The 21,740-nt window shown below is 41.2% G+C and carries 15 protein-coding genes; 13 read left to right on the forward strand and 2 right to left on the reverse strand.

The annotated features are described in order from the left end of the window. Window positions 1-127 precede the first annotated feature (127 nt). Together ACR1R9_RS09855 and ACR1R9_RS09860 are read left to right on the forward strand one after the other, a co-directional pair. A complete protein-coding gene (locus tag ACR1R9_RS09855; protein WP_180287236.1) occupies window positions 128-1,489 on the forward strand; it encodes an ABC transporter substrate-binding protein in 1,362 nt (453 codons plus the stop codon). A gap of 169 nt (window positions 1,490-1,658) precedes the next feature. Continuing rightward, the gene (locus ACR1R9_RS09860) at window positions 1,659-4,754 is read left to right on the forward strand and encodes an alpha-mannosidase (RefSeq protein ID WP_433921198.1); all 3,096 of its coding nucleotides are present in this window, start codon (window positions 1,659-1,661) and stop codon (window positions 4,752-4,754) included. 52 nt (window positions 4,755-4,806) lie between these two features. On the opposite strand, the gene ACR1R9_RS09865 is transcribed toward ACR1R9_RS09860, so the two are convergent. Further along, the gene (locus tag ACR1R9_RS09865; protein ID WP_433921197.1) at window positions 4,807-5,637 is read right to left on the reverse strand and encodes a helix-turn-helix domain-containing protein; all 831 of its coding nucleotides are present in this window, start codon (window positions 5,635-5,637) and stop codon (window positions 4,807-4,809) included. A 154-nt stretch (window positions 5,638-5,791) separates the two neighbouring features. Between ACR1R9_RS09865 and ACR1R9_RS09870 the strand changes: the two genes are divergently transcribed. The 5 genes from ACR1R9_RS09870 to ACR1R9_RS09890 all read left to right on the forward strand — a co-directional run bounded on the left by ACR1R9_RS09870 (window position 5,792) and on the right by ACR1R9_RS09890 (window position 12,928). Further along, a complete protein-coding gene (locus ACR1R9_RS09870) occupies window positions 5,792-6,538 on the forward strand; it encodes a sugar phosphate isomerase/epimerase family protein (RefSeq protein ID WP_433921196.1) in 747 nt (248 codons plus the stop codon). An 18-nt stretch (window positions 6,539-6,556) separates the two neighbouring features. Next, a complete protein-coding gene (locus ACR1R9_RS09875; RefSeq protein ID WP_076291407.1) occupies window positions 6,557-7,717 on the forward strand; it encodes a Gfo/Idh/MocA family protein in 1,161 nt (386 codons plus the stop codon). A gap of 235 nt (window positions 7,718-7,952) precedes the next feature. Next, window positions 7,953-9,494 (forward strand): extracellular solute-binding protein, encoded by a 1,542-nt coding sequence (locus ACR1R9_RS09880; RefSeq protein WP_099858920.1) that lies wholly within the window; start codon window positions 7,953-7,955, stop codon window positions 9,492-9,494. A gap of 19 nt (window positions 9,495-9,513) precedes the next feature. Continuing rightward, the gene (locus tag ACR1R9_RS09885) at window positions 9,514-11,151 is read left to right on the forward strand and encodes a response regulator (RefSeq protein WP_099858918.1); all 1,638 of its coding nucleotides are present in this window, start codon (window positions 9,514-9,516) and stop codon (window positions 11,149-11,151) included. Next, window positions 11,144-12,928 carry a sensor histidine kinase gene (locus tag ACR1R9_RS09890; RefSeq protein ID WP_433921195.1) on the forward strand — a complete coding sequence of 595 codons (1,785 nt, stop codon included), beginning with the start codon at window positions 11,144-11,146 and terminating at the stop codon, window positions 12,926-12,928. Before ACR1R9_RS09885 ends, ACR1R9_RS09890 begins: the two co-directional genes overlap by 8 nt. 6 nt (window positions 12,929-12,934) lie before the next feature. Here ACR1R9_RS09890 and ACR1R9_RS09895 read toward each other — a convergent pair whose 3' ends face one another. After that, window positions 12,935-13,834 (reverse strand): AraC family transcriptional regulator, encoded by a 900-nt coding sequence (locus ACR1R9_RS09895; RefSeq protein WP_433921194.1) that lies wholly within the window; start codon window positions 13,832-13,834, stop codon window positions 12,935-12,937. Between the two features lie 67 nt (window positions 13,835-13,901). Here ACR1R9_RS09895 and ACR1R9_RS09900 point away from each other — a divergent pair, with 67 nt between their 5' ends. From ACR1R9_RS09900 to ACR1R9_RS09925, 6 genes are all read left to right on the forward strand, one after another. Beyond that, window positions 13,902-15,347: an MATE family efflux transporter gene (locus tag ACR1R9_RS09900; protein WP_433948787.1), complete on the forward strand. Its 1,446-nt coding sequence runs from the start codon at window positions 13,902-13,904 to the stop codon at window positions 15,345-15,347. Between the two features lie 71 nt (window positions 15,348-15,418). After that, the gene (locus tag ACR1R9_RS09905) at window positions 15,419-16,048 is read left to right on the forward strand and encodes a DapH/DapD/GlmU-related protein (RefSeq protein WP_099858913.1); all 630 of its coding nucleotides are present in this window, start codon (window positions 15,419-15,421) and stop codon (window positions 16,046-16,048) included. Window positions 16,049-16,618: 570 nt separating this feature from the next. Continuing rightward, window positions 16,619-18,055, forward strand: coding sequence for a helix-turn-helix domain-containing protein (locus ACR1R9_RS09910; RefSeq protein ID WP_433921192.1), 1,437 nt, complete (start codon window positions 16,619-16,621; stop codon window positions 18,053-18,055). Between the two features lie 158 nt (window positions 18,056-18,213). Then, the gene (gene deoD / locus ACR1R9_RS09915; protein WP_076291400.1) at window positions 18,214-18,921 is read left to right on the forward strand and encodes a purine-nucleoside phosphorylase; all 708 of its coding nucleotides are present in this window, start codon (window positions 18,214-18,216) and stop codon (window positions 18,919-18,921) included. A 45-nt stretch (window positions 18,922-18,966) separates the two neighbouring features. Further along, window positions 18,967-20,283 carry a purine/pyrimidine permease gene (locus tag ACR1R9_RS09920; protein ID WP_433921191.1) on the forward strand — a complete coding sequence of 439 codons (1,317 nt, stop codon included), beginning with the start codon at window positions 18,967-18,969 and terminating at the stop codon, window positions 20,281-20,283. 2 nt (window positions 20,284-20,285) lie between these two features. Continuing rightward, entirely contained in the window at window positions 20,286-21,467 is a 1,182-nt protein-coding gene (locus ACR1R9_RS09925; protein WP_433921190.1) for a NupC/NupG family nucleoside CNT transporter, read from the forward strand. The last annotated feature ends 273 nt before the right edge of the window (window positions 21,468-21,740 follow it).

Here is a 21,740-nt window from a genome sequence, read left to right on the forward strand (position 1 = left end):
ACTACTGGGGAGATAAAGTGATTTTTGACTTCATTGGAAAGGGGGAATGCTGGCCGCTAGTGGCTGTGGACGGTCTGTATCTCTGAAGAAAAGAACACAAATAAGATCACAATGGGGAGGGAAAAGCTTGAAAAAGAAGCGGTTAGGAACATCAATATTGGCTGCAGTCTTGTCTCTGACTTTTATGTTGGCGGGATGCAGTGGAAATTCAGGGACTAGCGGGAATAAGGAGAGTTCACCTCCAGCAGGGAATGACACTGTAGTAACGGAGACGGGTCAGGATGGGGATAGGGAGCCGGTTACGTTGAAGTTCATTTCCTGGAAAGAGGGCACTTATGACGAGTTATATGAACTCTTCCATCAGAAATATCCTTGGATAACCATTGAGCAAATTCCCGTCAATAAGCAACCGATCATGGAAATCATTGCATCACTTGAAGCGGCTGGCACGCCTGCCGATGTGACCGAGATCGATACCGATTTGGTGGCTTTTGAGCAGGGGGGTCTCATTGAAGATTTAACACCTTACATTGAGGAAAGCGAAATATTCCAGAATGCGAAATTTCCTGAGGGTTTCTTGGACACCATGACGTTCAACAGCAAAAGGCTGGCGATACCGATGGTTGATGTACCGATGTGGATCTTGGTGAACAAAGATTTACTTGCCAAGCATGGCGTCGATATGCCCTCTAATGATTGGACCTACGATGATTTCCGGAATATTGCTAAGCAGATTACCGATTCGAATGCAGGCGAGTATGGCGTGACTAGCCAACCAGAAATTCAAATGCGCATGCTCTCCAGTAAAGCGATTGCGGATGGTTATGCTGCGAACCACCAATACATGAACGAAGATATGACACAAAGTTTGCTGAATACACCAGAGATCATGAACGAAGTGAAGTGGTTTCAGGAGCTGGTTACCAAGGATGGTTCCATGCAGAGCAACGCAGCCGCAGAAGCAGACGGAAATGTGACTAAGGATTTCATAAACGGTAAAACAGGTTTTGCAATTGGTGGCGACTGGGTACTTCCGACGTTGAAGGAGAAGGCGCCTTTTCAATGGGATGTGCTTCCGTTCCCCAAAGGGAAAGTGAGCCAGCCGGGTTATTCCATTTATGGACCACTTGCCATGCTTGCGGGCTCCAAACAAAAGGAGGCGGCGTTCCTGTGGCTAAGCTTCCAATTCACGCCAGAAGCGCAGAAATGGAAAATTGACCAAGGGGCAAATGCGTCGGTTAACGATCCGGAAATTACCGCTTATTACGATGAAGCTCCAATATGGGAGGGGAAAAACATTGAAGCGGTAAAAATTGCACAACAAAATGCTAGAATCCAGTCAGGATTGACTGTCGTTGGATGGAGAGATTACAACTACAATAACCTCTTGAACGATATTATTTTTGGAGATCGAGATATTAACGATATTATTCCGGAAACCGAAGCCTGGAACAAAAAAACGCTAGAGTTACGCGAAAGTCTGAAGTAACCCGAAGGGGGAGTAATAACCGTTGGTCTTATGATCAGCGGTTATTCTACTTGATGTGATATAAGATAAAAGAGAGAACGAGATCGTTGAATTGACAGGAATTACTTCGCTTATACTTGAAGTAAGAATGAATGCTAGCCTACCAAATCATGTTATGGAGGGTACTCATATGATGCCAGATAGACAATTAGAACGGATGCTCGGGAAGTTAGTTCGATTTACCAAGACCATTGAACCGCTTATGTTTACCAAAGTGGATGAAGTGCCAATGAAAAAATACCATACAACAGAATCTTTATATACGATTCCAGACGAATCGAACTTTAAGGATTGCAAGAAGGGGGATATATGGGAAGGGGAAAAAACATACTGTTGGTTTAAAGGAAGCTACAAAGTACTCAGTAGTCTCGCCGGACAAAATTTATATTTGTATCCTCACATCGGAGGATATGAAATGATGATGTGGGTCGACGGTGTACCGTCTGGCATTTTCTGCTCGAAAATCATTGTGAACAGCCATGGTAACCATTACTGTGACATGTTAAAACAACAGGTAACAGGTGGCGAGAATATAGAGATCGCTTTGGAAGTCTATGCTCATCATGATTTTCCGGGTGTGGCACCTCTGGAAACTGAGAGTCAGGGTAACTTTACTTATGTGTATGAGAGCGTTGACATTTGTACCAAGAATGATGAAATTTGCGCATTTTATTTTGACTTAAAAACACTTAATCAAGTTGTTGCTAGATTGGACTCTAACAACTTCGTGAGAAGCAATATCGTTTCCCAACTGATCGAAGTGCATAAAGTATTGTACTACGATTACGACAATGTAGATTACGATACTTTTATGGGCGCTATACGAAAAGCACATCCGATCCTGCAAAAGTTACTAAAAAATCAAAATTCTATATCCGCACCAAGTGCCGGAATTATTGGACACTCTCACATGGATACAGCGTGGTTGTGGCATAAAGACGAGACATTGAAGAAATGTACTCGAACCTATGCCAATCAATTAAATCTGATGAAACAATACGATGAATATAAGTTTGTACAAAGTTCCGCATACCATACGGCAATGGTTCAGCGGCATTACCCTGAAGTATTTGAAGGGATCAAAGAACAGGTTATAAACGGCAGGTATGAACCCAATGGAGGGGTATGGATCGAAAGTGACTGTAATTTGCCTAATGGGGAATATATAATCCGCCAATTTATTTGGGGACAACGATACACGCAGGAGAATTTTAATTACCGTTCGGATTGTTTTTGGTTACCGGATACGTTCGGCTATAGCGCTTCTTTGCCTCAAATTATGAAGGGCTGCGGAATAAAATATTTTTTGACAACTAAAATGGACTGGAATGATACGAATGTATTCCCGTATGACACCTTTATTTGGAAAGGACTAGACGGGTCGAGAATATTCGTACATTTTAATCGAACTCATATATGGCCTGATGCTGCAAGCTTGGTAGATTATGTTGCCGGGGGAGAGATGAGGGGAATTAAGGAAAAATCCGTTACAAACAAAAGGTTAATAGCCTATGGTTTTGGTGACGGTGGGGGAGGTCCACAATTTGAAATGATTGAAATGGCACGTCGTGTTCGGGATTTAGAAGGGATTCCTAAAGCAAATCACACTACAGTAAGCGAGTTCATGAAAGAACTCGAAGAAACTGCAATAGATCCGTCCATTTATAGCGGAGAATTATATTTGGAACTACACCGTGGAACATTAACCAGTCAACATAATATCAAAAGAAATAACAGGTTAGCTGAAATTTCATTAAGGAACCTAGAATATGTAACAGTAAGGGAAGCTATTAGGAAAAATACTATAGCCAGTGACGAGAAAATTCGTCCGCTGATGGAAGATATGCTAGTTAATCAATTTCATGATATTTTGCCAGGTACAAGTATCGCTCGTGTCCATGATGAATCCTTAGCTGAAACATCTGCAATCATTGAAAAATCGGCCGAGTACATTCAAGAATTGATTAAACCTAAGAACAAATCACTATCTAGAACGGTTATCAATACCTTATCTTTTGACCGGTGTGAAGTAGTGTATCTAGATTATACTGAAGGTTTAAAGGTGCAAGGAGATTATCTTCAACAAGTGACTGCCGACATTCACGATAACAAGAAGCTAGCCGTAGAAGTCATGATTCCTGCTTTCTCTAGCATCGTATTAACACTGGAGGAAGGTGAGACTGGAGGTGAAGCAGCGTTCGGTTTGGATGGGAATCAATTAGAAACGCCATTAATTAAAGTTACTTTTAATGATCAAGGTTATATTGAATCATTCTTTGACAAAAAAGCCAAGAGGGAACTCCGCGGTGAAGGCTATGCATTCAACACCTTCCTTATAGCTGAAGATGTACCAACTGCATGGGATAATTGGGATCTGGATGTGGATAGCCAGTATAAATTCGCGGATTCTGCTGCAATGATTTCAAGAGAATTGATTTCTAATGGTCCTATTGAAATACGTATTCGAAGCAAGTATCAAGTTACAGTGAAAACAACCATCATTCAGGATATGGTTTTCTATAGTGACAGTCTGCAAGTGAGGTTCGATACTTTGATTGATTGGCAAGACGAGCATCGTTTCTTGAAAACAGCTTTTGATACATCTATTTTTACAAATACTGCAAAACAGGAAATACAGTTTGGATATATTGAACGTCCAACAACAAGAAATAATTCTATGGAAAAAGCTAAATTTGAAGTGGTGAATCATAAATTTACGGATCTGTCCGAAGCAAGGTATGGAGCCGCCTTATTGAATGATTGTAAGTATGGAATCAGTGTGGAAAATTCAAGCATGCAACTCTCACTACATAAGGGAGGTAATCGTCCAGATCCTCGAGGGGAAAAAGGCTTACATGAATGCAGTTATTCTTTTTTACCTCATGATGGTAGCTTTTGTGCGAAAAATGTTGTGTATCCTGCATATCAATTCAATATGAAGCCGCTTATTTTGGAAGGGGAATTTCAGCAAAACAGTCTTTTATCGATAGAGGCTGATAATATTCTCGTGGAAGCCATCAAACCGTTAGAGAATAATGATAGAGGATTTGTCATTCGAATGTATGAGGCAGAAGGAGCATATACAATCACCTCTTGGGATGTAAATATCTCTTTTGACAAAATGGAAATAACTAATATGTTGGAAGAAACGCTCGAAAGCCTGGATTCTAATATGGACCTTGTTTTCAAACCGTTTGAAATCAAGACCATTAAGGTGAGTTATTAAAATAAAACAGTGATGGTTGAATGTTAAATCAAATTACAGAACGATAAATCCATCACTTGAGAAGCATTGTATTTTGTTTGACAGAAGGTGCATAGCCGAGAACCTTTTTATAAGCGCGGAAGAAAGATGAATAATCATGAAAACCTACGGCTGATGCTGCGGAATTGGCTGTTTGGCCCTGTGATATCAAGTTTTGCGCCATAATGACCCGTTTATGAATGACATAATTGCCAACCGTTGTGCCTGTTGCTCTCCGGAACATTTTGTTCAGGTGATGTTTGCTGATGTAGAATGCAGCAGACAAATCGTCCAGCTTAATAGATTCGGTAATATGATCGTTTAGATAAGCAATGATTTTTGATACGGATTTAGTGGATGATGGAGATTCAGATGTCCCTTTGAGTGAATAGCTGCTTATCAATATTTGTGATAGAAGTGATTCGAGACGCACGCGAAGCGACAATTCACGAATAGCTTCGTCAGCATGTCTGGCGTCGATCAATTGTTTGAAAAAAGGAAACATAACCTGATTCCCATTATCCATGTAATAGATGTCAGCCGAAGCGTCATCAGGATGGAACGGAGATAATAAGACCGACTGGTTTTCAAGAGGTAGAAAGCCAGGTACAAAATGGAGCGATATTCTCTCATAGGGAATGTCGCTTTCGATTTTGACCCCATGAAAAACGTGGGGAGCAATTAGCAGGAGGCTGTGGGGCTTGGGAACATAATGTTTGCCTTCTACAAGATAGCTCACATCACCGGCAACGAAATAGAACACCTCGTAGTAATTGTGACAGTGAAGTGCATATTGTTCAGTCTTCTTACGGTCTACAGCGTGGTGAAGAATTAACGATTCGGTATGGATATTGACAGTATTCATTCAATCACCTCTTCCACTCGGTGTAAAGTTAGTCTAATAGATCGACGCTATATTTGCAATGTAATTGCTCCGATTTACAATGGAATTTCTACATGTCAGAACTATAATTAATTAATGTAGACACATTCCAAACGTAGAGAGGGAGCTGTTTCATGTGATTTTAGGTGCACAGTTGTACACGGTACGTTCTTTTCTTCAAACTGAAAACGACATCAAACGTACATTGCAAAAAATTGCCGAGATGGGTTACACATCGATCCAAGTTTCTGCAATCGGTAAAATCAAGCCGGAAACACTTAGAGCCATGTGTGACGAGTTATCGCTCCAAATTGTTCTGACGCATACGAGTCCTGAGCGGATTTTGTATGAAACCGATCAAGTGATTGAGGAGCATAACATTCTTGGCTGCGATTATATCGGTATTGGAGCTATGCCGGATAAATATCGGTCACTGGATTGGTACGGATATTTCGCGAGTGATTTCAGGGAAGCGGCTGGGCGGATCGCCAGATCCGGAAAGCTATTCATGTATCACAACCATCACTTCGAGTTTGAGAAAATGGATGGCAAGCGTATGATCGAACGTCTTATCGAAGATTTCTCACCCGAAGAACTGGGAATTACTCTGGATACGTATTGGGTACATGCTGCCGGAGCTGACGTATGCGAATGGATCGACAAATTACAGGACCGGCTTCATTGCGTGCATTTGAAGGACATGGGTTCGGATAAGCAAATGGAACCGGTGATGGAAGGTAACATGAATTTCATAGGGATTTTGAAAGCGCTTGAAAGTGCAAATACGAAATATTTGCTCGTAGAGCAGGACGTATGTCAGACGAGTCCATTCGATTGTTTGCAGACGAGCTACAATAATTTGGCTTCTCTAGGTTACCGCTAGAGGAAAAGGAGATCGATCATGAAAAAATTACGTATCGGTATTATCGGAATGGGGAATATGGGATCGGACCATGCGAAAAAATTGATTAATGGCACCGTAATGGAGGTGGAGCTTACGGCCGTATCAGACATGGATGCAAAGCGGATTAAGGCTTCCAAGATGTATTTACCGGATACATTAGGCTATTTTAATAGCCCGGAAGAACTGATAAACAGTGGTCTTTGTGATGCTGTTATTATCGCTACACCGCATTACGATCATCCAAGACTTGCGATACAAGCTTTCAGCAAAGGATTACATGTCTTGTGCGAGAAGCCGGCCGGAGTCTACACAAAGCAGGTAAGAGAGATGAACGAGAAGGCTCAGGAAAGTGGCGTCGTTTTCTGTATGATGTTTAATCAGCGAACAAATCCAATGTATCGGAAAATGCGCGAGTTGGTGCAAGGCGGCGAGCTTGGGGCCATCAAACGGGTGAACTGGATCATTACTGACTGGTACAGAACTCAGGCTTATTATGATTCGGGGAGCTGGCGCGCAACTTGGGCTGGTGAAGGTGGTGGAGTGCTCATCAACCAATGCCCTCATAACATCGACTTGCTCCAATGGATCTGCGGCATGCCTTCGAAAGTACGTGCTTTTTGCCATGAAGGCAAGTGGCATGATATTGAGGTTGAAGATGATGTGACGGCGTATTTGGAATTTCCGAACGGTTCCACAGGCGTATTTGTAACCACAACTGCGGATTTACCAGGAACAAATCGTCTTGAGATTACGTTGGAGATGGGTAAGCTGGTCTGTGAACACGGTAAACTGACGCTGCATAAGCTCAGCCAGAACGAACGTGAATATTGTTTCGAATCGAAAGAAGGCTTTACATCGCCGTCGGTTGAAGTATCGGTTGTTCCAGCGGAAGGGGATAATAGCCAGCATATGGGGATCATCGCTTCATTTGGGAAGGCGATCCTGGACGGAACACCGCTCATTGCGGACGGTGAGGAAGGCATCCATAGCTTAATGTTGTCGAACGCCATGCATTTGTCCAGTTGGACTGGCGAAACCGTTGAATTTCCAATTGACGAAGATTTGTATTTATCCGAGTTGAAGAAGCGGATCTCGACATCCAAACGTAAGATAGGGGAATCAGTACTATTTGATACAACAGGAAGTTTTGGTACATGAAATGGATGGAGAAAGAAATCTGATCGTTCTTAAATGCAGATGGAGGGGAGAATAACCCCTCCTTTTATTTGGTGGAAGAAGTACATCCTTTAAACTGGATGAGATATATGATTTCCATTGTTTTACTAAAAAGAAGTGGGTATATTTAAACAGTGAACACGGGTGAATGCTTTTTTTGATATAGAAATCTTGAATGGATGGCGATGTCCGTATTTCAGAAATGGAAGGGGATTAAATGAAGAGTTCCGTTTTCAGATTCCAGAGGTGGCTGGCACCCTATCTACTATGCATAGCTCTGGCATTGTCGGGATGCATGGGCAGCCCGGGGGCAGATATCAATGATTTTTTCACATCATCTAATCTTCCCAGTGAGCCGGAAGTGACACTCAAGTTTTATTTTGGCGGAGAGAAAAAAGCAGCGACCGATGAAGTATGGACGGCAGTCAGCGAGTACGTAAAAGACAAAGGACTGAATGTAAAGTTTTCTATTCATTTCATTTCTTGGCCTGAATATCCGGAGAAACTTCTAGTTATGGCTGCTGCCGGTGATCGGTGGGACCTTAATTTTGATTCGGATTCTTCCTTCAGAGAGATGGCTTCGCGGGGTTCTTATATGCCCTTGGATAAACTTTTACCCGAGTATGCGCCAAATCTCTATAAAAAATATCAGATGGCTGGTAACCTGCGATCTACTACGATGAACGGAGATATTGTCGGACTGCCTTGGTCTATCAAAATGAATCAACGTCCATATGCCGGATGGCGGGTAGATCTCGCAGAGAAAGCGGGGATTTATCGGGAACCGGAATCGGTGCAGACGGTTCAAGATGTGGACGTGCTCTTACATGAACTAAAGCGCGCATATCCGAACAGTAAAGTGACTCGTATAACAGCACTTCCATTCTATCTCGTGCGGGAGGAGTGGCTGGATTTGGGGTTTCATGGACTAGGTATTAATCTGAATGACCCTAATCATAAAGTGCAGGCCATTGAGCAGCAACCCTTCTATGTGGAAGCCGCAGTGATGAGCAAGAAATGGTATGAAGACAAGATTTTGAGTCCAGAATCACTGATTGACCGAGCAGATAGTTCCGATCAATGGCGCAACGGTAAAGTGTTATTTACACTTACCTCGCATGAATGGGCACATGCTGCTGATCAGGGATTTGTTGATCCAAACTATCGCCAGCAAATGTCTCTTCTGTACCCGGATAAGAAACAGGTCAACCGCAGTCCAATTTCGAACGTTGTTGCCATTAACCGTAACTCGGAGCATGCTGAATTGGTGCTGCAATTTCTCGATATGATGGAGACCGATCGAAAACTGTATGACTTAGTGATCTACGGCATTGAAGGCAAGACGTATCAGATGGACGGGGAGCAGGTGGTGTATCCGCACAACTTAAGTGATTCGACAAGCAACTATATGGGCTGGGGCGGGCAATGGGCGCTTTGGAATTCGCGATTCATCAGGTCCACGGAGACATACCCTGGGGATTTCTGGGGAGAGGAAGCGCGGTTTGCCAAAATACCAGTCAATTTGGATTCGCCGTTAGAAGGCTTGCTGCTTAGTGATTATGCGATCAGCAAGGAAGTTGAAGAACGGGTACAGTTGTATGAAGATATGGGTCGGTCCATTGAATTCGGATTGGTATCTGATGTTAAGGAGGCGGTATCGGATTACCGAATAAAACAACAGAACATCGGGCTTGATAAAATCATTGGCGAGGTGCAGCGGCAAGTCGATCTGAATCTGGCGTCGAATCACCCTGACTAACTTCCGGGAGGTTTACTTCATGATTAATGTGTTAATTGTTGATGACGAGTATGAAATTCGTGAAGGTCTTCGTAAGCGCTTTCCTTGGCATGAATATGGAGTTGGAACAGTCCGTTCTGCCTCCGATGGCGACGAAGCACTACAGATTGCACAGGAGTACAAACCCGATTTGATCATTACGGATATCAAAATGAACCGGATGTCGGGACTTGAACTGCTCAGTGAATTGCAGATGAGGGAACCTAAAGATTGGAAAGCAATTTTGATTAGCGGATATGATGATTTTTCCCTGGTAAAGCAGGCGATTCACCTGGGGGCTATCGACTACATATTGAAACCCATCAACATGGATGAGATGGAACGGATTGTGCGTAAGGCAACGGATCACATCAGGCGGGAGAGGCTAGAGGAGCAAAATAAGACGAATATTGCGTACCAGGTTCAATTCGCCGTTCCCATATTGCAAGAAGAACTTCTGCGCGAAGTGGTAGAAAACGAATATAATCCGTATCGAGAAACCCGCATCACGCATCGGCTGAACTCCTTGCATATGGACTGGATGAAAGAATCTCCTTTGCTTATGATGGTCGTTGAAGGAGATGATCTGAAGGCGCTGGTCAAAATGCAAATGCTGACGGCTGAGAAGGATCTTGTACTATTCGGTATTGGCAACGTGGTCAGCCAGACACTGGCTGAAGAATTGAATGTACCCGCAGCTTTATTCAAGGATACCACGGACCGTTGGGTGGCTGTGATCAGTTGTCCTGATGGAAAAATACTGGAGTTATGCAAATCAGTGGCTGAGATCTGCTTGCAACGGATCAATCAATTCGTAAAAGTGAAGGCCAGTATTGCAGTAAGTGCTTTCCCGAAGGAGCTAAAGCATCTTAATGCCTTGTACGTTGAATGCGTTGAATCGTTAGAGCAGAAAGTCATTTATGGGGGCAATCGGTTGTTCACTGAATCCGTTGATGAGATGGATACTGAGAATGAGAAGATGTCCATTCGCGAACCGGCGGCAGTGCTGGATCTGGTCAGGTATGGTGCAGAAAAGGATATTATTGAATCCATGAAAGGTTTCGAAGACATGGTTAAATCATGGGAGCTCTTAAGTCTGAAGGACATTCAACAGCAAATATTCCAGTGGTTAATGAACATCTATCGAACCGCCGCATCCGCTGGTTGGCCAGACCGTTCATGGGAACGCGATCCTATTGGGTTGTGGGAACGCTTGGAACAATATGACACTCTGGAATCCCTAAAGAAGCATGTAGAAAAAAACTTGCATCTGTTAGCAAGTGATTTCCATAAAATGGATAACTCATCCAGCAGAATTGTGCAGGAAGCTGCAAAATTGATCCGAACCCGTTACAACGAGAATCTATCGTTGCAATACATCGCATCAATGGTTCATGTTACACCGATTTGGCTCAGCAAGCTGTACAAAAAAGAACGGGGTCATACCTTTCTGGAGGATTTAACAAGTATCCGGATGATACGAGCCAAAGAATTGCTGGGCGATATAAAATATAAGATTTATCAAGTTTCATATGAAGTTGGCTATAAGGATCCGGTTCATTTTTCAAAATTGTTCAAAAAGCATGTCGGGGTAACACCAAAAGAATTCCGTAGATTACGGGGGATTTCGGATGATTAATGCTTTTCTGCGCCTGGCATCTTCCTTTCGTAACCGTATGATTTTGATCTTTCTCTCGATAACGATCATCCCCTTTATCCTATTCTCTGCATTTGCCCATACCAAATCAATAGAAGGCATTCAGCAAGCCAATATTACATTCTCGATGAGTTATCTGGAGCAAGCTAAGATAAACGTGGAAACGTATTTAGCTCAGTTAAACGAAAGTATCAATAGCTTGATTGGTGACAAAACATTGCAGTATTTATTGGAGAGGCCACCGTTAACTCAAAAGGAAGAAGAGACGAACTCCGTTGATATGCTGAGTATCGTGTATGAAAAGAAGAAACAGATGGATGCGCTGCAGATTCGAGTATATCCACTAATTCCTGCAGATTATCCAACGTATATGAGAGCTTTGGAGGAATCTGCCTCGGTTGGTGAAGAAGAGTGGTTTCGGCAAGCAGCGGACAGTAACATGCCATATTGGCAATTATCAGTAAGTGATGGTCCGAATCGGGGCCCGCTATTGTCTTATATCAAGACGTTCACAAGTCTTCACAGCAGGACACCCCGCGGCATTGTGATAACGGATCTGGCTGACAATCACCTAAGCCGATTCTTTTCACCTACCAAACGACTGCAAAGGCAAAAATTTCTGATCATTGATGAAAACGGGGCTATTCTTTTTGATTCGGCCGGAAACGAATGGACTGGTGATGTTTTACCTTCTCCACAACTGCTAGCCAAGCGCAATCTGTATAACGAAGGCGTTGAGAAATTGTCGATTTATGATCAAGAGCATTTGATCACTTTCGTCCGGATGGACAGCCTCCCCTGGACGATTATCAGTCTGACGCCGATGGATGCTCTAGTGGAGCCTGTTATGGAGATGAATCGGTTGCTTCTTGTCATTATTATTGTCTATTTACTTGTATCCATTGGCGTCGTTATTTATCTTACCCGAAATTTCACGCAGCCTGTCCTTCGATTGGTGCGTCTGATGAAAAAGCTTGAAGAAGGCGATTTTGGAATGTACATCCCGCATCAAGCACGCAAGGACGAGATCGGGTGGCTGTTTCGTGGATTCGGCAGCATCGTACGTAAAATCGAGGATTTGATTGCACAATCTACCCGAGCCGAACGGAGCAAGAAAGAACTTGAATTTCAAGTGCTCAGTCATCAAATCAATCCGCATTTTCTATATAACACGCTGGAATCGATCCGCTGGAAAGCGGAGAATCATGGACGAAATGATATTGGTGAAATGGTGTCTGCATTAGGCAATTTATTACGGCTCAGTCTCAATCAGGGCAAGGATATTACGACAGTTGGTCGTGAAATTGAACAGGTGAAGGCCTACGTGCAAATCGAACAGGCCAGAATCGGTATGCCACTGCGAGTGGTGTACTTTTTTGATGAGGATATGCTGAATATGACGTTCATGCGCCTTTTACTACAGCCTCTGGTTGAGAATGCGATTCAACACAGCATACGTGGGAATTTCGAGCATGGCAAAGTTATACTTTCCGGACGAATAGAAGAGCAGGATCTGGTCATTGACATTACTGACAACGGGAAGGGAATACCGGATTCAGTTATACAGGCCTTGGAGGAGGAATCTGAGGATCAGAAGATGAATGGGCGATCTGGTGTCGGCCTGCGCAATGTCAATGAGCGGTTAAAGATTTATTTCGGTTTAGAGTATAAATTACAAATCGAATCCAAGGAGGGCATAGGCACCCGAATTACAATCCGCCATCCGATTCTGAAAGAGAAATTAGAGAATGGGGCATAAATCGGTTTAATTCTCCGTTTTACTTAAGCCATTTATGTTGCTTTTTCGATATGCTAGTGGAACTAATCCAATGTGTTTGCGAAAAAGGGATGAGAAGTAGCTCACACTTTGAAAGCCACAGGCAAGTGCGATTTCACTTACAGATCTTTTAGTTTCCCTCAACATCTCACAACTTTTATGAAGGCGGTATCGAGTTAAGTAATTGTTGGGAGTTTGACCCACGTATTTATTAAATAAAGTACAACAGCGGCTTCGACAAACGGCTCCTGAGGATGCAATGTCTTCAAGAGTTATTTTTTGTTCGTAGTTTTGATGAATGAATCGAGTCATTTGCTGAATATTTGTCCATAATTGTACATTTTGGATATCTCCCACCTTCGGTTGCAAGTGATCTCCAATACCAGCACATAAAGATAAAGCCTGAGAAGTTAAGCGGAATGGATTTGGAGCAAAATTATTGTGCATTTCAGCATAGATCGCTTGAATGGATAACAATATCTCGTGCTGCCAGGAGATCTGTTCAGCTAGTAATACAAAATCATCCATGTTTGGACCAAACTTCTCTTCCCAGTATGCTCGTATGAACGAACCTTCCCCGATGAGAGAAGAATGGATCACTATAACGATAAATGAACAATTACAATGAGTGTGAGAAAAACCAAAGTGCAATCGATGGCTATTCACAAAAATCCCATTTCCTTGTTCTATACTAACAGTCTGACCGTTAACAGAATACTCCATGGAGCCTTCCAAAATGTAAATGAACTCTATATCCGAATGCCAATGGGCGGCAGCTGCAAAATTATCAAATTGATTCAAGCTTCCTCTCCGGACATACAAGGGTAGGTCAGGTAGATTATAATTCAATCGTTCCGATAAATCAGAAAATACCTCTAAATTTTCCATCCAACAAAGTGCCTCCAATAAATATACGATTTTGACAAAAGTATAGCCAATATTTGTGGAAAGGACAATGAATTTATCCTATCTTGATAATATGGAAAGCAACAGAGAGGAGTGGATATACGTTAAAAAGAAAAAGCGCATACAGTTAACTACTCCTATGACGCGAGATTTCAATAAGGAATTAATCACGCTTGTCATTCCCATTGCATTACAAAATCTAATCTCAGCAACAGTTATATCAGCTGATGTAGTTATGTTGGGAATGATTAGCCAATCTACAATGTCGGCCGTATCGTTAGCGGGACAAATCACCTTTGCATTAACATTGTTTTACATGGGTATGGCTACGGGAGCAGGGATTTTGACTGCACAATATTGGGGGAAGAAAGATGTTCAAACCATACAACGTATTCTCAGCACGGCCTGCTTGTTCTCATTAAGTATTTCTATTTTGTTCTTTTTAGTATCATTTTTATATCCTGAAACGTTAATGCGTTTCTTTACAAATGATAGTGAATTAATTCGTTATGGTTCAATATTTTTAAAGATGAATTCGTTTTCTTATCTTGCAATGGGCATTTCACAAATGTATCTCAGCGTGATTAGAAGTATGGAAAATGCAAAACTAAGCGCTTGGATTAGTTCACTATGTTTAATTTTAAACATTTTGTTTAATGCGTTATGCATCTTTGTACTTTTCCCAGATAGACCTGAAATGGCAATCATGGCGGTGGCTCTCGCTACAGTTTTAGCTCGGTTTATTGAGTTAGGCTGCTGTGTTATTTATTCTGTGACGCGAGGATCGATTCGTTTTCATTTTCCCATATGGGATGGTATTCAGCGCAATCTCCTAAAGGATTTCCTGAAATACACCATGCCTGTACAAGGCAATTATATTGTTTGGGGAGGGGCACTAACTGCGACTGCCGCAATTATAGGACATGTAAGTGCTGATATGGTTGCAGCGAATTCTGTTGCATCCGTGGTTAAGAATTTAACCATTGTATTGTGTGGAGGTATTGCTAGTGGAGGTTCTATACTGGTTGGGAAATATCTAGGTAAAGGGGAGACCGAGAAAGCAAAACAGGTGGGAAGCAGGATGAATCTTTATGCTTTACTATTTGGAATAATAGCAGGGTGCACCATTATTCTGATAAAACCGCTTGTTTTCTCTATAGTAAATCTAAATGCCATATCTCAAAACTACTTGGATGGAATGTTATATATCAGTGCATTTTATTGTATTGCTAAATCCATTAATGCAACTAATATCTCAGGAATATTCACTGCAGGAGGTGACTCTAAATTTGGCTTTTGGTGTGATTCGATTGTAATGTGGGGTATTATTTTGCCGCTTGGTTATCTCTGTGCTTTTGTCTGGCACGTATCACCCCTGGTATTATATATCGTCATTAGTTTGGATGAGATTATTAAGTTGCCATTGGCATTTTACCGTTATCGCCAATACAAATGGCTAAATAATATTACAAGGACTTTTTCACCAGTTGGTTAAGAAAAAGCGGTCAAAGAATGTAAGGTTAACTTAAATAAATAGATTAGATTTAATGCAGAGGGGACTAAGACATGAATATTACAGAACGAATGGCAAGCCGACAACTGTTTACTGATCACGACGCGAATTATCCACTGGAAGCTTCTGATCTGGCTCGGGCACGTCAACGAGGAAAGGCATTATGTTATGAAATCAATCGCTTACATCCCGATGATATTGAAATGCGTAAGACTCTGATGGAACAACTTTTCGGTAGTATTGGTGAAAATGTTTGGATGGAACCTCCTATTCGGATGTCGTATGGATCAAACACTACAGTAGGCAACAATGTCTATATCAACTTTAATTTAACTGTTGTCGATGACTATAAAGTCACGATTGGAAACGATGTCATGTTTGGTCCAAACGTCACGATTGCTGTAACCAATCATCCAGTACACCCAGAAAAGCGCAAAGAAGGTGGAATGTTTGCTCTACCGGTAGTCATCGAGGATGGCGCATGGATCGGCAGCTGCGCTGTGATTGTGCCAGGTGTTACCGTCGGTGCGGGTAGTGTGATCGGTGCAGGAAGCGTGGTAACCAAGGATATTCCTAGCAATGTTATCGCTGTGGGTAATCCCTGCAGGGTTCTTCGTGAAATCACTGATCATGATAGAGAGTATTACTACAAAAACATGCGTTTCGACCAAGTTGAATGGTAATGGATAACCAAGCTAATAATCAATTCTAACTTGGGACTAGACGCTACCTGGCAAGGAGAGAATATGGGAGAATGATGCCACTCATTGTTGAAATCATTTTATCAGTATGTATTTTGATTGGATTATATTGTGTAGTAGGTAGGTTGTTGGAATCCCCACGAGTTGTCAGTTACGCAGAGCATCTAGAAGAACAATTTGAAAAAAATCTTAATCTTTATGAAGAAAACACAAATTGAATATTAAAGTTTAAGATCTATAGAATGAATTGCTGTTATCCCCTTTTCGTAAACAAGAGAAAAAGACATCTGTTAAGATGGACTTAATCTTGCTGAGCGGAGGGGATTTTTTCATGGCTAAAAAAGGAAAATCTTATCCATAGTGGTAGCCAAAAGGGTTGGCTTGTATATAGATTGAACTACCGGGTGGGATAGTTTAAGCTTATTCACATTGGTTTATCATAGACCGTATTTAAACACATTAAAAAGCCGATTCTTTCCTTATGAAGGAATCGATTTTTCTTTAGCCAAAAACACGATGACATTTAATTTAAATTGAAATAGGGTGGGGAAAATGGATAAGGGATTTACATTAGCTAGTCAACTATTAACGCTGCTTGATACGGAACATAGATGGTTTACCTTAGCTGAAGTTGAAAAAAGTTTAGGTATCTCCGATAAAACCATACGTAAAATGGTTGAGGAAATCAGCAAGCAATTACCTCCTACTGTAACCATAGAAGTTTCTAGAGGAAAGGGAATCGTTCTTCGGCGAGATGGACGAAGTGAGACGATGAGTGAAGTGATTTCTTCGATGTTCAGACAAACCGTCTTTTATCGACTGATGAATGTATTGTTCACCAATGTGGCTCGACTGTCCGTGGAGGAGCTAGCCGGAGTTATGTTTATGAGTACCTCATCGTTGAAAAAACTGATTGTACAATTAAATAATAATGATCTAAAAGCGTATAAGTTACGCATTACATATTCAACCCCGACAATCAAAGGGAATGAAATGAATATTCGATATTTCTATTGGAAGTTATATTGTGATGCGTATGAGTTCACAGGATGGCCCTTTGCGAATGTCGATTTTGCATATATCAATCAGTTAATCACAAATACCGAGAATGAGAAAAATATTGTGTATTTTATCAATTCCAAACGGAGATTATCCTTTTTGTTGGCCATTGTTGTGGAAAGAGTCGCTAAAGGGAAATACGTAAAAATCGACGAAAGTGCTTACCCTTGGGAAAAGGGGATGTTTTATATGCCTGTGAAGACCCTCGCCAAGAGTCTTGGAGAGAAGCTTTCCATTGATTTTCCCCATAGTGAAATTTACTTTATGCAATCCCTGGTCAGTCTCAGCCAATATCATTATTATGAAGGATCAGAAATAACGCCGATGAAAGAAGTTGAATTGCATAAGGACAAAGAAGAATATCAAATGGGTAATCTGCTTCTAAGGCTACTAGCCAAAATATACCCTAACTTGGAGATGGAAGAACGATTTTTATTGGAGATATACGCGTTCTTTGACAAGTTATTAATCGATAATGCAATTCCTGAATGGATGATGATTTCACAAAGTAATTTAACGGCTTATGTTCAAAAGGAATGCCAGCAGCTTTATCAAGAACTGCAAACCTGCATGCAAACGTGGAGTAAAGCTTATCCTGCCGTCTTGTACAATAATTTCCATTTAACCAAGCTAACCTTAATTGTTCGTTCTAGTTTACGTTATAAAAGGAAAAGGGCCTTCTTGGTGATTGGAGAAGAATTTTCAATTCGTCATTACATAGCGGATTTGATCAAGAAGGAAATTGGGGATCAGTTGATCATCAATACTTCCATAATGAAAGGGCTCTCCGACGAAATGATGCAGCAACATCAGATCGATTTTGTCATTAGTAATATCCCGGTAACATTGCAGACCGTGCCTGTTGTTATTATCTCTACGATCCCGTCTAAAAGAGATCTAGACAATATTCGTAAAGAACTGCTTTTATAATTTGATCAATTATTTCCCTTACCCTCCGTAAGATTTTGGTCTAGTTTGTTATGCTGAAAAATCTTATGCTCAATGTACTTTCCGAACTGGTTTTCTGAAGGCAAGTGGAAGAGATTTCGGAAAGCCTGGGTTCAACATTGAGAGTAGGAGGCAGAAATATGAGTAGGCATTTAGGCGCAAAAAAAGGAGAAATAGCGGACATCGTTTTGCTTCCGGGAGATCCATTGCGTGCAAAATTTGTAGCAGAACACTTTTTAGATGAGGCCATTTGTTATAACGAAGTAAGAGGCATGTATGGGTACACCGGATTATACAAGGGGATACGTGTATCGGTTCAAGGGACAGGGATGGGGAATCCATCGATGAGTATCTATGCAACGGAATTGATCGTCGATTATGAAGTGAAGAAATTGATTCGTATTGGTACATGTGGCGCGATGCAGAAAGACATTAATATCCGCGATATTATAATAGCCCAATCCGTGTCTTCAGATAGTAATATGACGGATAAGATCTTCCATGGCTGTAATTATGCACCTACAGCAGATTTCTCATTGTTAATGAAAGCGTATCAACAAGCAAAAGCTAAACAAGTAAGTGTCTTTGTCGGTAACATCTATAACTCCGATGAGTTCTACCGTGAGAGCTTAGATCGACTTCACAAGTTTATGGATTTTGGTGTATTAGGAGTTGAAATGGAAAGTACAGCCTTATATACGTTAGCCGCTAAATACGGTGTGAAAGCTCTATCCATTTTGACAGTAGGCAGTCAACTGTTAACACAGGAGCACTTAACTCACCAAGAAAGTGAACAATCATTTTATGAAATGGTCGAAATCGCTCTTAACACAGCGATTGAGAGCTAATCTATCGATACGAGTACGGGTGCAAGAAAAGAGAGTGAGTAAGAAATGAAGGGAATACTATCTGGATTGCAGTGGATGATGTTTATGATCGCAGGTGCAATTGCTGCGCCAATTGCTATCGCAGATTTATATAACCTAACACCTATGGAGGCTTCTGGACTCATCCAGAGCACACTGATTACTTTAGGAATAGCTGGATTTTTACAAGGCGTCATCGGCCATAAATTCCCTATTCATGAAGGTCCAGCAGGGTTATGGTGGAGTATTTTCACCATTTACGCAAGTTTAGTGGGGGTATTGTATTCTTCGAATATTGCTGCCCTGCAAGCTTTAAGTGGGGGAATGATCTGTAGTGGAGTTTTATTTATCCTAATCTCAGCATTTAAGCTAATGGATAAAATCGCTCGTCTATTTACGCCAACGGTCACTTTTATATATTTGCTCTTATTGATCTTTCAATTAAGCGGTTCTTTTATGAAAGGTATGATGGGGATCACTTCAAGCCACACCTTGTTAGATGTGAAAGTGTTCGTGCTGAGTGTGATTGTGATTTGCATTACCTTTGGGTTAGGGAACAGTCGCTTTGTTTTGCTGCGCCAATTTTCAGTAATAATCAGTATATCGATAGGCTGCTTATTGTTTATCATATGCGACAAGATGCCGGTGATTTCACCGGCGGATACGCTATTTAAGCTTCCCAAAATATTTCCTTTTGGAAGTCCAAGATTTGATAGCGGAACAGTCACAACTGCCTTTCTATTAACACTATTATTAATAACCAATGCGCTTGCGTCTATTCGGTTGATGGAGAACGTTATGAAACAAAAGAAATTGGATCATAACCGTTATTTGCGTGCCGGATTTGCTTCTGGCATTACCCATTTTATTGGTGGTAGTTTCGGAGCGATTGGTTCAGTGCCTATTTCAGGAGCGGCGGGATATGTTGAACAAACAGGAATGAGGGAACGGAAATCGTTTTTAATTGGGTGCATCTTAGTCATCTCTGTATCCTTGTTTCCGCCAATAATGAACGTAATATCCGGTATCCCAGCGCCTATAGGCTATGCCGTTACATTCGTCATCTTTGTGAAGATGGTTGGATTATCGCTGAAGGAATTGAAGAAGGTTCTGCATGAAGAACGAACATTTATTGTTAGCGGAGTTTCTCTTTTAGTTGGTGTGGGTTTAATGTTTATTCCAACATCCGCTACGAGCCATTTATCTCCGATTGTAATAGCCATTTTGAATAATGGGTTAATTTGCGGAAGTCTATTGGCGATTATTTTGGAACAAGCGTTAATGTGGAAAGATGCAAATCGATATAAGGATTCCAAAAAAAGTATCGATAATTTGGAGGGTTAATTATGCATTATCTAATTTCTGTTGTTGGTCTGGTTATTGTTCTATTATTGGCCTGGCTTGCGAGTAATAATAAGCGGAAAATCAAATATCGTCCAATCATCATAATGATTGTTATTCAGTTAACTTTGGGATTAATTATACTAAAAACAAGTATAGGCGAATTCTTAATCAAAGGGTTTGCCGATAGTTTTTCGAAATTACTCGGATATGCCAACGAAGGAACGAACTTTGTTTTTGGTGGGATTGCCAATGAAGGAGCTCATACCTTTTTCCTGTTTGTGTTGATGCCAATTGTTTTCATGTCAGCATTAATAGGAATCCTGCAACATTACAAAATACTGCCGTTCATTATCAAGTATATTGGTCTGGTGCTAAGTAAAGTAAATGGCATGGGGAAATTGGAATCTTATAATGCGGTTGCAGCCGCAATTGTAGGTCAAAATGAAGTGTTTATTTCTGTGAAAAATCAGCTTGGATTATTACCAAAACATCGCTTGTATACATTATGTGCATCTGCAATGTCAACGGTATCCATGTCCATTGTTGGTTCATATATGACCATGCTGGAACCTAGATATGTAGTAGCTGCATTAATATTAAACCTGTTTGGCGGCTTTATCATTACATCCATCATTAATCCGTATGAAGTTACAGCCGAAGAAGATATTGTTGAAGTTCAGGAAGAGGGCAAACAAACGTTTTTTGAAATGCTGGGCGAATATATTATGGATGGCTTTAAGGTAGCCATTGTAGTTGGGGTAATGTTAGTTGGTTTTGTTGGAATCATTGCTTTAATTAACGGGGTCTTCAGCGGCATATTTGGTATCTCGTTTCAAGGAATTCTAGGGTATGTCTTTGCACCAATTGCCTTTATGATCGGAGTACCATGGCATGAGGCGGTTCATGCGGGAAGTATTATGGCCACGAAGCTGGTTGCGAATGAATTTGTTGCCATGCTTGACTTTGTTAAGATTCAAGACGGTTTAAGTGGGCGTACTACAGCCATTGTTTCCGTTTTTCTAATCTCATTTGCTAACTTTGGGTCCATTGGTACTATCGTGGGTGCAGTAAAAGGATTGAATGAAAAACAAGGGAATATTGTTGCTCGTTTTGGATTGAAACTTTTATATGGCGCAACACTTGTAAGCGTTTTATCTGCCATAATTATCGGAATTATATTTTAGTTGAATCATTTTCTTTTGAATACAATTTGACTCGAAATAGGGCTGTTCCAAAAGGACGGTTGATGTCGAGGGATATAAAATTTTCACATTAAAGTCGCTAATTTTAGCGGCTTTTTTTCATGTGTTTACTCAAATTCGGAACGACGAATTGGATGCAGTCCACACCAGTCACGAGCAGTCAGACCATGGTTTTCAGCCTGAACTGTACATTGGATAATTACAGACTATCAGTCCAATATGTTCGATCGATCTATTCGTCTTACTCACAGATCA

This window comes from Paenibacillus taichungensis (genome assembly GCF_050994985.1).
Classification (GTDB): Bacteria; Bacillota; Bacilli; order Paenibacillales; family Paenibacillaceae; genus Paenibacillus; species Paenibacillus taichungensis.

Excerpts from the sequence above, each read along its gene's own strand:
- deoD (WP_076291400.1), top strand. The coding sequence starts at position 18,214 with ATGAGTAGGCATTTAGGCGCAAAAAAAGGAGAAATAGCGGACATCGTT.
- ACR1R9_RS09925 (WP_433921190.1), top strand. The coding sequence starts at position 20,286 with ATGCATTATCTAATTTCTGTTGTTGGTCTGGTTATTGTTCTATTATTG.
- ACR1R9_RS09905 (WP_099858913.1), top strand. The coding sequence starts at position 15,419 with ATGAATATTACAGAACGAATGGCAAGCCGACAACTGTTTACTGATCAC.
- ACR1R9_RS09895 (WP_433921194.1), bottom strand. The coding sequence starts at position 13,834 with ATGGAAAATTTAGAGGTATTTTCTGATTTATCGGAACGATTGAATTAT.
- ACR1R9_RS09910 (WP_433921192.1), top strand. The coding sequence starts at position 16,619 with ATGGATAAGGGATTTACATTAGCTAGTCAACTATTAACGCTGCTTGAT.
- ACR1R9_RS09920 (WP_433921191.1), top strand. The coding sequence starts at position 18,967 with ATGAAGGGAATACTATCTGGATTGCAGTGGATGATGTTTATGATCGCA.
- ACR1R9_RS09885 (WP_099858918.1), top strand. The coding sequence starts at position 9,514 with ATGATTAATGTGTTAATTGTTGATGACGAGTATGAAATTCGTGAAGGT.
- ACR1R9_RS09890 (WP_433921195.1), top strand. The coding sequence starts at position 11,144 with ATGATTAATGCTTTTCTGCGCCTGGCATCTTCCTTTCGTAACCGTATG.
- ACR1R9_RS09865 (WP_433921197.1), bottom strand. The coding sequence starts at position 5,637 with ATGAATACTGTCAATATCCATACCGAATCGTTAATTCTTCACCACGCT.
- ACR1R9_RS09860 (WP_433921198.1), top strand. The coding sequence starts at position 1,659 with ATGATGCCAGATAGACAATTAGAACGGATGCTCGGGAAGTTAGTTCGA.
- ACR1R9_RS09900 (WP_433948787.1), top strand. The coding sequence starts at position 13,902 with ATGAATTTATCCTATCTTGATAATATGGAAAGCAACAGAGAGGAGTGG.
- ACR1R9_RS09880 (WP_099858920.1), top strand. The coding sequence starts at position 7,953 with ATGAAGAGTTCCGTTTTCAGATTCCAGAGGTGGCTGGCACCCTATCTA.
- ACR1R9_RS09875 (WP_076291407.1), top strand. The coding sequence starts at position 6,557 with ATGAAAAAATTACGTATCGGTATTATCGGAATGGGGAATATGGGATCG.